This window comes from Leeuwenhoekiella aestuarii (assembly GCF_004104055.1).
Taxonomy (GTDB): domain Bacteria; phylum Bacteroidota; class Bacteroidia; order Flavobacteriales; family Flavobacteriaceae; genus Leeuwenhoekiella; species Leeuwenhoekiella aestuarii.
In genome coordinates this window covers 122,955-137,625 of sequence record NZ_QOVJ01000001.1, presented here as the reverse complement: position 1 = coordinate 137,625, position 14,671 = coordinate 122,955, and the positions used below count along the sequence as shown (strand labels likewise).

Annotated in this window: 13 protein-coding genes; 12 read left to right on the top strand and 1 reads right to left on the bottom strand. The window is 37.3% G+C overall.

Annotated features, from left to right (window positions below; translation table 11 throughout):
- Window positions 1-38: 38 nt before the first annotated feature.
- Complete coding sequence (locus DSM03_RS00640) at window positions 39-500, bottom strand: hypothetical protein (protein ID WP_128761447.1); 462 nt, start codon at window positions 498-500, stop codon at window positions 39-41.
- 78 nt (window positions 501-578) lie between these two features.
- On the opposite strand from DSM03_RS00640, the gene rsgA reads away from it, so the two are divergent.
- The 12 genes from rsgA (at window position 579) to DSM03_RS00580 (ending at window position 14,607) form a co-directional block, all read left to right on the top strand.
- The gene (gene rsgA, locus DSM03_RS00635; RefSeq protein WP_128761446.1) at window positions 579-1,532 is read left to right on the top strand and encodes a ribosome small subunit-dependent GTPase A; all 954 of its coding nucleotides are present in this window, start codon (window positions 579-581) and stop codon (window positions 1,530-1,532) included.
- Window positions 1,533-1,541: 9 nt separating this feature from the next.
- Entirely contained in the window at window positions 1,542-1,994 is a 453-nt protein-coding gene (gene dtd / locus DSM03_RS00630; RefSeq protein WP_128761445.1) for a D-aminoacyl-tRNA deacylase, read from the top strand.
- Between the two features lie 47 nt (window positions 1,995-2,041).
- Window positions 2,042-3,943 (top strand): DUF3857 domain-containing protein, encoded by a 1,902-nt coding sequence (locus tag DSM03_RS00625; RefSeq protein ID WP_128761444.1) that lies wholly within the window; start codon window positions 2,042-2,044, stop codon window positions 3,941-3,943.
- A 4-nt stretch (window positions 3,944-3,947) separates the two neighbouring features.
- Entirely contained in the window at window positions 3,948-5,969 is a 2,022-nt protein-coding gene (locus DSM03_RS00620) for a DUF3857 domain-containing protein (RefSeq protein ID WP_128761443.1), read from the top strand.
- A 7-nt stretch (window positions 5,970-5,976) separates the two neighbouring features.
- Window positions 5,977-7,965: a transglutaminase domain-containing protein gene (locus DSM03_RS00615; protein WP_161567081.1), complete on the top strand. Its 1,989-nt coding sequence runs from the start codon at window positions 5,977-5,979 to the stop codon at window positions 7,963-7,965.
- A 90-nt stretch (window positions 7,966-8,055) separates the two neighbouring features.
- Window positions 8,056-8,382, top strand: coding sequence for a nucleotide pyrophosphohydrolase (locus DSM03_RS00610; protein WP_128761441.1), 327 nt, complete (start codon window positions 8,056-8,058; stop codon window positions 8,380-8,382).
- Window positions 8,383-8,407: 25 nt separating this feature from the next.
- Window positions 8,408-9,631, top strand: coding sequence for a 3-phosphoshikimate 1-carboxyvinyltransferase (locus DSM03_RS00605; RefSeq protein ID WP_128761440.1), 1,224 nt, complete (start codon window positions 8,408-8,410; stop codon window positions 9,629-9,631).
- Between the two features lie 265 nt (window positions 9,632-9,896).
- Entirely contained in the window at window positions 9,897-10,946 is a 1,050-nt protein-coding gene (gene queA, locus DSM03_RS00600; RefSeq protein ID WP_128761439.1) for a tRNA preQ1(34) S-adenosylmethionine ribosyltransferase-isomerase QueA, read from the top strand.
- A gap of 114 nt (window positions 10,947-11,060) precedes the next feature.
- Window positions 11,061-12,104 carry a dual-specificity RNA methyltransferase RlmN gene (gene rlmN / locus DSM03_RS00595; RefSeq protein ID WP_128761438.1) on the top strand — a complete coding sequence of 348 codons (1,044 nt, stop codon included), beginning with the start codon at window positions 11,061-11,063 and terminating at the stop codon, window positions 12,102-12,104.
- 27 nt (window positions 12,105-12,131) lie between these two features.
- Complete coding sequence (locus DSM03_RS00590; RefSeq protein ID WP_128761437.1) at window positions 12,132-13,109, top strand: polyprenyl synthetase family protein; 978 nt, start codon at window positions 12,132-12,134, stop codon at window positions 13,107-13,109.
- 207 nt (window positions 13,110-13,316) lie between these two features.
- Window positions 13,317-13,886 carry an RNA polymerase sigma factor gene (locus DSM03_RS00585; protein WP_128761436.1) on the top strand — a complete coding sequence of 190 codons (570 nt, stop codon included), beginning with the start codon at window positions 13,317-13,319 and terminating at the stop codon, window positions 13,884-13,886.
- The gene (locus DSM03_RS00580) at window positions 13,867-14,607 is read left to right on the top strand and encodes a hypothetical protein (protein ID WP_128761435.1); all 741 of its coding nucleotides are present in this window, start codon (window positions 13,867-13,869) and stop codon (window positions 14,605-14,607) included. The genes DSM03_RS00585 and DSM03_RS00580 overlap by 20 nt, the downstream gene beginning before the upstream one ends.
- The last annotated feature ends 64 nt before the right edge of the window (window positions 14,608-14,671 follow it).

Sequence of the window (14,671 nt, the reverse complement as noted above, 5' to 3'; positions counted from 1 at the left end):
GCCTTTTTTACATCTAAAACTATGGGTTTTTAAATACGTTACTCTTGCTGTTTTGGTCTTTTGAAAATATATCGGGTAACATAAATGCCATTGTCGTCACCATCGCCTCCATAGCTTTCAACACCACTATTTACAAAAGCAAGTTCCCAACCTTCCTCGGCCATTTCATTAATTTTAGAAGTTACTACCGCATCATTAGACGCAATGTTCTGAAAACGAATTCCTCCAATATTAAAAAAATTAAGCAATTTGGTTTCTTCAAAATTCTTGAGCCTAATGGAGCTTCGGTCTGCAGTGTTACGGGAGTCGTCTTCCTCGGAACGCGTTGAAGTAAAATCTTTATAATCTCTGCTTTCCAAAGTAGAAATCATTCTTGACCTGCCTAAGCCATTAGGTACAATAGATTCAATAACAGTTACGGTTTGATATTCCATAACCTGCGAAAAAAGAGAAGCGCTTCCTGATACTAAGAATAAAAATAAATAAAAAGAAATTTTCATAAGACTGATTTTGTAGGATAAAGATTAAGGTTACTCTAAAATAAAGTAGTTTTACAATCTAAATTAGTAATAATATTTTTGAAAGGAACTGTTTACAAATCAACCGGAAGCTGGTATAGCGTTAAAAGTGAGTCAAGCAAATTTTACGATTGCCGAATTAAAGGACGCTTTAGAATACAGGGTATTAAGAGTACAAACCCTGTTGCCGTAGGTGACCGTGTTATTTTTGAACTGGAGCAAACGGGCGATGCGGTTACTGGAGTGATAAAAGATATTGAACCTCGTGACAATTACATCATTCGTAAATCTGTTAACTTATCTAAACAGACACATATTATTGCTGCTAATATAGATCGCTGTTTCCTAGTCATCACGTTAAATAACCCCCCTACTTTTACTGCTTTTATAGATCGCTTTTTGGTTACTTGTGAAGCCTATCACATCGAGGCAATTTTACTTTTTAATAAAGTAGATACCTTGAGTGATGAAGAGTTTGGAGAAGTGAAATATCTCGCAGAAATGTACCGTGAAATAGGATACACCTGTATTGGTGTTTCAGCAAAAACCGGAAAAAATGTAGAACAGGTTAAAGATTTGATGTTGGGTAAAACCAGTATGTTTTCGGGACATAGTGGCGTTGGTAAATCTACCCTCGTAAATGCAATAGAGGCTACTTTAGACCTAAAAACAAAAGCGATCAGCGATCAGCATATGCAAGGGCAGCATACTACGACTTTTGCAGAAATGTTTGATCTCAGTTTTGATGCGCGTATTATAGACACGCCGGGAATAAAAGGTTTTGGAGTTGTAGACATCGAGCGAGAAGAACTAGGTAATTATTTTCCTGAATTTTTTGCACTGAAAGATCAATGTAAATTTAATAATTGCTTACACCTGGAAGAGCCTAAATGTGCAGTTAAAGAAGCTTTGGAGCATGACGAATTGCACTGGTCCAGATATCAGAGTTACAAACAGATCATTGAAGGTGACGAAGAAAATTATAGAAGAAATGTTTATGATCAACAGCCTTAATTAATTATTATGAGACTAGTTATTCAGCGAGTGAGTGAAGCTTCAGTTACTATAGAAAATGTCATAAAAGGTAGGATAGGTCGTGGCTTTATGATTCTACTAGGTATAGAGACTGAAGATACGCAGGAAGATATAGAATGGCTTACTTCAAAAATTTGCGGTTTACGTGTTTTTAGCGATTCAGAAGGTCTGATGAACGAAAGCATTTTAGATCAGGAAGGAGAAATTCTTTTGATTAGTCAGTTCACACTACATGCCTCTACAAAAAAAGGAAACCGCCCTTCTTTTGTAAAAGCAGCTAAACCAAATGTAGCAATTCCGCTCTATGAAAAATTTGTAGGAACACTTTCTCAAAAACTTAAAAAACAAGTTAAAACCGGAGTTTTTGGCGCTGACATGAAGGTTTCTTTAGTGAATGATGGTCCTGTTACCATCACGCTTGATTCCAAAAATAGAGAATAATTTAAGATTATATTAAGATTTTAGTATATTGCCATTTTTTAAGATATATGGCAAGAAAATTAATATTCCTGCTATTTGTTATCCCCTTACTAACACATAGTCAACAACTAGAGCTCTCTGCACTTACTGTAGATCCTGAGCTTTCAGATGGCGCAGACAGCGTTTTGCGTCACGAAGAAATTACCTTTGATCTTTCTGATGAAGGCAAATTGAGGACTACCATCTCGAGACTTGTTACGGTTTACAATAAAGCCGGTTTATCTGACGTAAAAGCTTACGCTGGTTATGATAACAACTCTAAAGTTTCAGGTATCGAAGCGGTTATTTATACTGTTACAGGCGTAGAAAAAGACAAATTCAAAAAACGAGACTTCAAAGATGTTAGCGCGGTTTCCGGTGGAACTTTGTACGCAGACAGCAGAGTTCTTTACTTGGATTATACGCCTACATCGTATCCATTTACCATTCAATTTAATTCAGAAAGGGTTAGTGAGACCACTGCTTTTTTATGGCCGTGGATGCCTGTTTCGCGATATGCGAGCGGAACCGAATATTCTAAATTCACTATCATTCACAATCCAGAAGATACCCTGCATATTAAAGAAACCAATCTAGAAAAATTTGGTATTACCAAAGAGGAAACACCCGGTAAAACAACCTGGGTAGCTAAAAATCTTGAGCCGGTTACGTTTGAATATCGATCAAAAGGGCTTGATGAACGTGTGCCGCGGGTAAAGTGTTTTTTTGATAAATTTTATCTGGCAGGAGTCCCCGGTATTGCGGGTAACTGGAAAGATTTTGGAAAATGGATGAATGAAAAGTTGGTTAAAGATACTCAGGATCTAGACGCTGTTACTATTGCTGAGATTCAAGAGCTAACCAAAGACTTGCCTAATGATGAAGCAAAAGCCAGAGCAGTATATCAATTTGTTCAGGATAAAGTGCGGTATATAAGTGTGCAGGTAGAGATTGGTGGGTGGAAACCTATGCTGGCTTCTGATGTACAACGCCTGAGTTATGGCGATTGTAAAGCGCTTAGTAATTATACACAAAGTCTTTTAAATGCAGTTGGAGTCAAATCCTATTACACAGTTTTGTATGGAGATCGGGGTAAAGAATCTCTCGAGACCGATGTGGTTGCTATGCAGGGTAATCACGCCATTCTTGGCGTGCAGCTGGGCGATGAGATTAAGTTTTTAGAATGTACCAGTCAGGAAACCCCTTTTGGTTATATGGGTAGGTTTACAGATGATAGAGAAGTGCTTTTGCTTACTGAAGATGGCGGTAGGATTGTAAAAACTACAAAATACGATCAGGAAGATAATACAGATATCCTTAATGCCAACCTGGTTTTAGATGAGACTGGTAATCTTTCGGGTGAAGTTGCTCGAGAGGCTAAAGGTATATTTTATGCAGACCGAATGAATCTTGATCGAAAAGATGATAAAGATTTGAGTGATTATTATTACGAGACATGGAGTGGTATTAACAGTCTTTCCGTTTCAGATATTAAACTGAATAACAACAGACTTGATGTGGTTTATGATGAAAAACTGAATTGTGATATAACTGGCTATACAACTTCGGTAAGTGATAATATGCTTGTTAGAGCAAATCCCTTTGCGCTTTCACGCGAAGCAATTCCACCGCGATATAGAGACAGAAAAACCGGGTTTGTAAATCTTCGCGGAACCATAGAGAAGCAAAATATCGAAATCATAATCCCTGAAGGTTATGTAGTAAATGCATTACCTGAATCTGTTGAGTATACTGAAGAATTTGGCACGTATCAAGTGTCTTATAAACTTGAGGGTGACAAGTTAACCTGTAAGCGTATGTTGAAATTTAATGAAGGAGACTTTACTGTAGAAGCTTACGAGAAATACCGGGATTTTTATAAAACGATTGTGAAGCACGACAATCAAAAACTATTAATTGAAAAAATATAAGCTTATGCATAAAATTACGTGTATCATTTTTTTGTTAGTGAGTTCAATTTGCTTTGCTCAGGATTTTAGGTTTAGTAAAGTTTCTTTAGAAGAATTGCAAGAAGAGGCACATCCTCTTGATCCCGAAGCGGACGCTGCAATTTTATACCGGGAGAAATATTCCCATCTTGATTATTTACAGAATAGTGGTTTCATTCTTAAAACTGAAGTTTATGAGCGTATTAAAATTTACAATCCAGAAGGATTTAAATGGGCGACACAACAAGTTGCACTTTATCAAGGCTCTTCAAGTGAAGAAACTATAAGTGGTTTAAGAGGTGTAACCTATACATTGGAAGGTTCTAATATTGAAGAAACTAAATTACGCAAGGATGGTATTTTTTCTGAAGAGCGTAATAAATATTATGATATAGAAAAATTCACGTTACCCAACCTTCAAAAAGGTTGTGTGATAGAATTTAAATATGAAGTGATGTCTCCATTTATTTCAACTATTGATGAGGTGAAACTTCAAGAAGAGATTCCTTTAAATAAAGCCAAAATCACATTTACAAGTCCGGAATGGTTAATCTATCAAATGCACAGAAAGGGACTTTTACCTCTTGATGTTAATGAGACTACAACTGCAGATAAGGTTAATTATACCGTTAGGCCGGGAATTTCAAGTGGTGGTTCGCTAAGAGGAGGTACAAGAGCAGCAGTTCAGAACAGAACAATAGATTTTCAGCGTAAAAAATATATAATTGAAGCGAGTGATGTACCTAGCCTAAAAGAAGAAGTGTTTTCTTCTAATATAGATAATTTCCGTTCGGCAATTAGCTTTGAGCTTTCGTATACACAATATCCCGGTGAGCCTTTTGAAAAAATAACTAGTAATTGGGAAGCCGTTTCTAAAACCATTTATGATTCAGAAAATTTTGGGGGTCAATTAAAAAATCAACGCTTTTTTGATGATGATGTGGATGCTGTGTTAGAAGGAGCTGTTTCTTCAGAAGAGAAAGTGGTTCGCATTTTTGAATTTGTGAAGCGGCGTATGACCTGGAATAACTTTTTAGGTATTTATGCAGATCAAGGCGTTAAAGAAGCGTATAAAACAGGAACCGGAAACAGTGCGGATATAAATCTATTGCTGGTGAGTATGCTGCAGTATGCCGGTCTTGATGCAAACCCGGTCATTTTAAGCACCAGAGATAATGGCATACCGATTTTTCCTACCCGTGATGGTTTTAACGATGTTATTGCAGGAGTTACTATAGATGGTAATACCATGTTGATGGATGCTACTAATAAGCTGGGAGCTGTAAATCTTTTAGAAGAGGGTTTACTCAACTGGCAGGGAAGGTTGATTCGTAAAGACGGGATTTCAGACTGGGTAGATTTATACCCTACCACTCACGCTATTGAAAGTACCTTGGTTAATTTTGAAATTAGTGATGATTTGATGACCACTGGCACAGCAAAAAGTAGGTATACCGGGCATTATGGATTGTCATATAGAAGAAAATTTAAAGGAAAAACTGAGCAGGAACATCTAGAAAATTTAGAGGAAATTCATACTGGAGTTGAAATAAATGATTTTGAATTTAAAAATTTAGACAATGTTTATGAGCCAGTAGAAGTCTCTTATGATTTTGAAATGCTCAATGGAGGGGTGGAAGAGGTGGCAGGTAAAATTTACGTTTCGCCCTTGTTTTATTTAACACAAGCAGAAAATCCATTTAAATCTGAAGAGCGTAACCATCCTATAGATTTTAGATTTCCTTGGAAAGACCGATATGTTCTTAAAATTAAAGTTCCTGAAGGTTATGCAGTAGAAAGTTTGCCAAAAAGTGGAGCGATGAGCCTGATAGATAATTTGGGTTCTTTTAGATATATGATTTCTGAAAGTGCTACGGGTATTAGTGTTTCAACGGAGTTTTCATTGAACAGTTCTTTAATTCCTGCAGAATTGTATCTCGATTTAAAAAAATTCTATGAGATGATTGTCTCTAAACAGAATGAGAAAATAGTACTATCTAAAATTTAAGAGTATTTTGAAATCATTACGTGTAACCTTTTATAGCATACTGTACCTTATTTTTAGTTGTACTGTTTTAAGCGCTCAGGATTATGAATTAGAAGATGTATCAGAAGCAGAACTTACCTTAGAAGTTTATGCGAAGGATTCTACAGCACCGGCAGCTTATCTTAACAAAGTAAGAGAAACATATTTTGATTATGATTCTAATGATGACGGGTGGATCATCGTTACAGAGGTTACAGAGCGCATAAAAATTCTCAATAAGGAAGGTTTAAATTATGCTACTAAAAAAATCAGATTATACAATGGTGATTCTGGCAAAGAATTAGTAGATGATATTAAAGGAGTTACCTATAATTTCAATTCAGGTCAAATAGAAAAGAGTAAGCTGGATAAAGATGCGATTTTTAAAACCGAAAGATCAGAAAGATGGGACGAGACTGCCTTTACAATGCCAGCTGCTCAAGTGGGAAGTGTTGTAGAATGGAGCTATAAAATGGTTTCCCCATTCTATAAAATAGATGATCTTATTATTCAGGAAGATATTCCGGTAATTGATTATTATGCAAAAATCAGAACTCCCGGAATGTTTCAGTTTCGCAGAATAAAAAAAGGTTATTTTGATATTATGCCCAAAGAATCTGTACAACGAGGTGGGATAACAGTTAATGGTGATTTTAATCAAAGTAATTACTTCAATTATCAAGAACTCGTTGCAGAATATGAGCAAAAAGATGTTCCCGCGCTCAAGAAAGAGGTTTATATAATAAATCCTGACAACTACCGTCGCAGCATAATTTATGAATTGATCTCCACCAATTTTAATGATAACAAAAGGGAATATTCTACAACCTGGGAAGAGGTAGCACGAACAATTTTTAAACACGATGATTTTGGTGGTGAGCTCAAGAGTACTCGTTTTCTTGAAGAAGCAGCGGCCGAGATTTTAGCAGCAAATAAAACGCAGGATGCTAAAATTAAAGCAGCTCTGCGCTTTGTTAAATCTAAAATTTCCTGGAACGGTAATTATGGAAAATATACAGATGAAGGCATAGATAAGGCCTACAAAAATGGAAGCGGTAATGTTTCAGAAATAAATCTGTTGCTTACAGCCCTTTTAAGGGAGTGTGGAGTTTCGGCTCACCCTGTGTTATTGGGTACAAAACGTTTTGGAATACCACATTTTCCTACTTTAGAAGGTTACAATTATGTAGTCGTAGGTATTCGATCTGAAATGCAGACGATTCTACTTGATGCCACAGACAAGTGGAGCGCTCCAAATATTTTACCAACACGCGTTTACAACTGGAAAGGAAGAATGGTGAATGAAAAGGGGGTTTCTCAAGAGATTGATCTTTTTGAGACTATAAAACCCCAGATAGATAGGTATGTAAAAGCTGTTTTAAATGAAGATGGTAGTCTTGAGGGCGAACTCAAGCAACGTTTTTCTAGTTTAGAAGCTCTTAAAATACGACACAGTGTAGGCACTCAGGATGTGAAAAATTGGGGCGAAAAACGGTTGGATTATTTTGGTTTAGATGAGTTGACAGCACATCAATTAAAAGATTTGAACAAACTCGAAAAACCAATTGTTGAATCTTTTCAGTTTAAAATTGATCAGGCTGTAGATCAGGTTCCGGGACAGATTTTCTTAAATCCGTTATTGTTCTTCAGGGAAAGAGAGTCGCCTTTTAAGTCAGACGAGCGCATCTCACCTATAGATTTTGATTATCCGTTCACACATAATACTAATATTTCAATAGAGCTACCTGCTGGATATGCAGTAGCTTCCCTTCCTGAATCTACAAAAATAGCGTTGCCCGATGATATGGGTATTTTTCTCTATACGATACATGAACAGAATAATATATTGCAGGTTATGACGCGCATCAATCTGAATAGTACTTTTATGCCGGCCGATTATTATCAGACGTTAAAAGAATTCTTTAAAATACGTATAGACAAAGAGAACGAAAAAGTGATTCTTAAAAAAAGTATTTAATTTTTAAAGACAACTTTTCTTTTTTAGGATAATCACGACTTAGATTTTCTGCTTTACCTTAATTTAGCACTTTAGCAAAGATTAAGGTTTATGAAAATTGATAATGCGCAGCAAGCTGTTGATCATTGGATAAAAGAACACGGGGTTCGTTATTTTAACGAACTAACCAATATGGCACAACTCACCGAAGAAGTAGGCGAAGTTGCCCGTATTATTGCGCGCCGATATGGAGAGCAAAGCGAAAAAGAGAGCGATAAGAATAAAGATCTTGGCGAGGAGTTGGCAGATGTACTGTTTGTAGTTTTATGCCTTGCCAATCAAACCGGAATTGACCTTCAGGAGGCTTTTGATAAAAAGCTCGATTTAAAAACTAAGCGTGATCACGATCGCCACCACAACAACAAAAAACTTCAATAACGGTTTCTACCTTTAAGCTACTATTTTGATACTACTATTAGAACAAAAAGAACCCAAACTTTCTGGTGATATAAAAATTACCGGTTCAAAAAGTGAAAGCAACAGATTATTATTACTTCAGGCACTCTTTGGAAATTTTAAAATAAAAAACCTTTCCAACAGTAATGATAGCGAGGTGATGCAAAAAGCACTAGCCTCAAAAGAGAAAACGGTAGATATACATCACGCCGGTACAGCAATGCGCTTTTTGACTGCGTATTTTGCAGCTTTTGAAGGTCGTGAAACCATACTCACAGGAAGCTCACGCATGCAGGAACGTCCTATAAAATTACTGGTTGATGCCTTACGCGATCTGGGAGCTGACATCACGTATCTAAAAAACGAAGGTTATGCTCCGCTTTACATTAAAGGAAAAAAACTAGAGAAAAATAAAGTATCACTAGCCGCTAATGTGAGTAGTCAATATATTTCTGCGTTGATGATGGTAGGAGCGTCTATGCCTAACGGTTTAGAAATTGAACTTTTGGGTCAGATTACTTCCGTGCCTTATATCGAAATGACACGTTCGTTATTAACGCAATTGGGGATTGAAAGTAGCTTTAAAGGTCAATTGATAAAAATTGCTCCTGCCGGAAAGAGTACAATTCCAGAAATGACGGTAGAGTCAGACTGGAGTAGTGCTTCTTATTTTTATAGTCTTGCTGCGCTATGTGATAGTGCAAAGCTGAAGATATCAAGCTATAAAGAAAACAGCTTGCAAGGAGATTCTGTATTGGCAGAATTATACACCAAGCTTGGCGTTAAAACCACTTTCTTAGAAAATGCAGTTTTACTTGAGAAAGAAAATAAACCAAAACCACAACGCGTAGCGTTTGATCTAGCAAACAGTCCGGATATTGCACAGACCATTGCGGTTACCTGTTATGGGATGGGTGTTGCTTGTGATTTAACCGGCTTACATACCTTAAAAATTAAAGAGACAGATCGTTTAGAGGCTTTAAAAGCAGAGTTGTCTAAACTTGGAGCAAATATTTCAGTAACCGATAAAAGTCTTCATTTAGAAGGAGTGACTAATTTTCAGTCTGAAGTCACCATAAAAACGTATCAAGATCACCGCATGGCAATGGCTTTTGCACCTTTCGCTTTGCGAGCACCTATTCTTTTTGAAGATGCAGAAGTGGTAAACAAATCATATCCTGATTTCTGGAATGATTTTAAAACGCTAGGATTTAAGATCAAAGAGGTTTAATCGTAGGGCTATAGCCAAGGGTTCAATTTTTCCTATACTTGTACTAAAAGATAAAAAGATCTTTTGTGCTTGCTATTCGGTTCTTTAATCAATTTGCAATAGGTGGGATTGAGGTAAAATGTTCGGTTATTGGCCTATTAAACCTTCCGTTTCTTAGTGTGGAAGCGGCTTTATAAATTAAACGCTGTTTTACTTGACAACCCCTACCCTGAGGTTGTATATTTGCACGCTATTTTAAATACCTAAAAACAGACGTCCCATGGGAATGAAACTTTCACATTTTAACTTTGATTTGCCAAAAGAGCTTCTTGCTGAATACCCTGCAGAAAATCGGGATGAAGCCAGATTAATGGTTCTTAACCGCAAAACCCAAACCATCGAGCACAAGCTATTTAAAGATCTTATTGATTATTTTGATGCAGATGATGTGATGGTGTTGAACAACACTAAGGTTTTTCCGGCGCGTCTTTATGGTAATAAAGAAAAAACCGGAGCACGTATTGAAGTGTTCTTATTAAGAGAACTAAATTCAGAAACGCGTCTTTGGGATGTTCTTGTAGACCCGGCCCGTAAAATACGTATTGGTAACAAATTGTATTTTGGAGATGATGAGAGTCTGGTAGCTGAGGTTATAGATAATACAACTTCTCGCGGTAGAACCTTGCGTTTCCTTTATGACGGTTCATATCAGGAGTTTAGAAATAAATTGACAGAACTTGGTGAGACACCACTTCCTAAATACATTAAAAGAGAAGTTGAGCCAGAAGATGCAGAGCGTTACCAAACGATTTTTGCAAAAGAAGAGGGTGCAGTTGCTGCTCCTACTGCAGGTTTACACTTTAGCAAGCATTTGTTAAAACGTCTGGAAATTAAAGGTCTTAATTTTGCTGAAGTAACGCTTCACGTTGGTTTGGGAACTTTTAGCCCGGTTGAGGTAGAAGACCTATCTAAGCATAAAATGGATAGTGAAGAGGCGTATATACACGCTCCTGCAACTGCTACTATAAACAATGCGATTAAAGAAAACCGAAGAATTTGTGCAGTAGGTACTACGGTAATGCGCGCGCTGGAAAGCTCGGTAAGTTCTAATCATACACTTAATGAATTCAGTGGATGGACTAATAAGTTTATTTTCCCTCCTTATGATTTTAGTATTGCAAATTGTATGATAACAAACTTTCATACGCCTAAGTCAACCTTGATGATGATGGTATCTGCTTTTGCGGGTCACGATTTTATGAAAGAAGCATATGAAGAAGCAGTGAAAGAGAAATATAAATTCTACAGCTACGGTGATGCGATGTTGATCATCTAATTCTAAAGAGCTATTATTATAAAAAATCCTCGGTAATTTTATCGGGGATTTTTTATGCTTAAAAGTTAAGAAACCTGTTATAGCTAACACGCTGCTAATTGGTATCTTTGCACCGTGATAAAAACTAAAAAAGACATACGGGCACTTACGCGTGATGAGTTACGGGATTACTTTGTCGCTCAAGGCGAAAAAGCTTTTCGAGGAAACCAGGTTTATGGGTGGTTATGGAGCAAAGGCGCACACGCTTTTGAAGACATGACTAATCTCTCTAAAGAAACCCGAAGCTTTCTGGATGAGCATTTTGTGATCAATCACATTAAGGTTGATCAGATGCAGCGTAGTAATGACGGTACAATTAAAAATGCAGTGAAATTGCATGATGGTCTTACCGTAGAATCTGTTTTGATCCCGACTTCTTCAAGAACTACAGCTTGTGTTTCTTCACAGGTAGGGTGTAGTCTAAATTGTAAATTTTGTGCTACTGCTCGTTTAAAGCGCATGCGTAATCTCAATCCTGATGAGATTTTTGATCAGGTTGTGGCGATAGATCAGCAAAGTCGATTGTATCACAACAGACCGCTTTCTAATATCGTTTTTATGGGAATGGGAGAGCCGTTGATGAATTACAATAATGTAGTTAAATCTATTGAAAAAATCACCGCTCCTGATGGTTTAGGGATGTCTCCTAAGCGCATTACGGTTTCAACTTCTGGTGTTCCCAAGATCATAAAGAAAATGGCAGATGATGAGGTTAAATTCAATCTGGCGGTTTCTTTACACTCAGCTCTAGATGATGTGCGTACCGATATTATGCCGTTTAATGAGCAGATGCCGCTTCAAGAATTGAAAGATGCATTGCAGTATTGGTATGTTAAAACTAAAAAGCGCATAACCTACGAATATGTGGTGTGGCGAGGTATAAATGATCAGGATAAAGATATCGAAGCGTTAATAGATTTTTGTTTGGCGGTACCCAGTAAGGTGAATTTGATCGAATACAATCCTATTGATGATGGTCAGTTTCAGCAGGCAGACCCTGAGGCAATAAACAGATATGTAGCCAAGCTTGAAGATCATGGTATTACTGTTACCGTGCGTCGCTCTCGCGGAAAAGATATTGATGCTGCTTGCGGTCAACTCGCTAACAAAGAAGCCTGAATAGTATAAAAAAGATTTAACAGAACATTGAAAGTAGCCGAACAAATTAAGCAGCCTATTGCTCACGAGATGGAACTCTTTGAGCAGAAGTTTTCGCTTTCAATGAAATCTAAAGTTCCGCTTCTCAATCGTATCACGCATTATATTGTGAACCGCAAGGGGAAACAGATGCGGCCGATGTTTGTCTTTCTCGTTGCAAAAATGCTTGGAGATGAGCGCCTCAATGACCGTACCTATAGAGGAGCATCTGTAATTGAGTTGATACATACCGCTACATTGGTTCATGATGATGTGGTAGACGACAGTTACCGCAGGCGTGGCTTCTTTAGTCTTAATGCACTTTGGAAAAATAAAATCGCCGTTCTCGTAGGTGATTTTTTATTGTCTAAAGGTCTTTTACTTTCTATAGATAATGAAGATTTTGATTTGCTTCAGATCATTTCTGTAGCTGTGAGAGAGATGAGTGAGGGTGAATTATTGCAAATTGAAAAAGCTAGAAACCTTGACATCACCGAAGAAATTTACTTTGAAATCATTCGGCAGAAAACAGCAACCCTTATTGCGGCTTGCTGTGCTATGGGTGCCTGTGCGGTGCATGCCGGTAAGAAAGATATCGAGACGATGCGTAAATTTGGTGAACTTATAGGTCTTGCTTTCCAAATTAAAGACGATCTTTTTGACTACGGCTCTCAAAAAATAGGCAAGCCTACCGGGATTGATATTAAAGAGCAAAAAATGACTTTACCGCTTATCTACGCGGTGAATAACAGCAATGACAAACAGCGAAAGTGGCTCATCAATTCGGTTAAGAATCACAATAAAGACAAAAAGCGTGTAAACGAAGTAATCGCTTACGTAAAGCAATCGGGTGGGTTGGATTATGCCGTGTCTAAAATGAAAGCACTTCAGCAAGAAGCGCTTCAATTACTCAAAAAATATCCGGAATCTAAGTATAAAGATGCTTTGGTCTTGATGGTGAATTATGTGATTGAGCGGAAAAAATAAATTTTAAGATACTGAAATACGGTAAGCTAAAATTTATTTCAAAAAATATTTTTCTACCAGGCAACCATTTTAAAAAATGCTGCGTCTTTATATATGAAGTGAGTTTTTAAAACAGTTTGATTTAATTTTTTGTTTTAAAGCGAATTCAATTTGATTGAAAACAGGAAACAATAAATCAGATTAAAGCAACTTTGTAAAATAGGTTTTGTGAAAGTCATTACATTCTTCAATAACGAAAAACAGCTTATTAAAAAGGCGGCAAAGGGAGACCGGGAAGCGCAGCGAAGATTGTATGAATTACATTCACCTAAAATGTTAAGTGTTTGCAGAAGATATTTAAAAGATAGCATGCAAGCAGAAGAAGCGATGTGCAATGGGTTTTTAAAAGTATTTAAAAATCTGGATCGCTTTAGAGACGAAGGTAGTTTTGAAGGTTGGGTACGCCGCATAATGGTTAATGAATCTATCTCCTATTTGCGTAAAGAGCAAAAAATGATTTTCACAGATTATGATAATCAGGGTGATGACCCTACTTACAATCCGCAGAATAGCGATCTGGAAGTTGAGCACATTCAACTTTTAATTGATCAATTGCCAGAAGGGTATAGAGCGGTCTTTGTGATGTATGCGATAGAAGGGTACAAACATCAGGAAATTGCTAATATGTTGGAAATCGCGGAGAGTACATCAAAAAGCCAACTGTTTAAAGCCAGAAAGTTGCTTCAACAAAAATTAAGTGAATTAAATACGTATAAGTATGGCGCCGATAAAATTTGAAGAAAATATGCGGGAACGGCTGGAGCAGCGAGAGATCAAACCATCGGCTGGTGCCTGGGAACGCATAGAACAAGATCTTGATACTTCCGCAAAGCGGAAAAGTAAAAAGAACTACGGCTGGTTATTGCTTGCAGCGAGTTTTGTAGGAGTATTGGTTTTAAGCGGAAAATTCTTTTTCGGAGTCGATCAAAACCAGAATCCTCAGGTTGTTGAAGTGCCGGTTGAAGAATCTAAAATTGAAACAGTTCTTCCGGTAGTGCAGAAACAAAATAAGCTTATTGATAAGGAGTTGGTTAGAGAAGAAGTAGTACGTGTTCAAGAAAAGCCAGTCGAAAACGAAAGCAATCCAAAAGTTGAACTTTCACCTAAACAAAAAGAAGCGCTTGTTACCACGGAAACGTCACGAAAGAAAGAAGCTTTAGAGGCTCCTGTACAACAAAAAATAGATGCAGAAGTAGATGCGATCATCGCAAAAGTACAGGAGCAACAAAATGCTGGGGTTGCCTATTCTGACGCAGAAATAGATAAGCTGTTGCGTGATGCACAGCGCGATATAATTTCAGAAAAAGTATTTGATAAAGAGCGCAATGCAGTAAGTGCAGAAGCATTGCTGTATGAAGTTGAAGAAGAGTTGGATCCCTCTTTTAGAGACCGCGTTTTTGAAGCGCTTAAAGAAGGCTTTCTAAAAGCCAGAGAAGCTGTTGCTTCGCGCAATAATTAAATAAACATTCATTCATCAATCTTTGGGAAACTGCTCTCTGCCACCAGGGCGGAGAGCGATATCC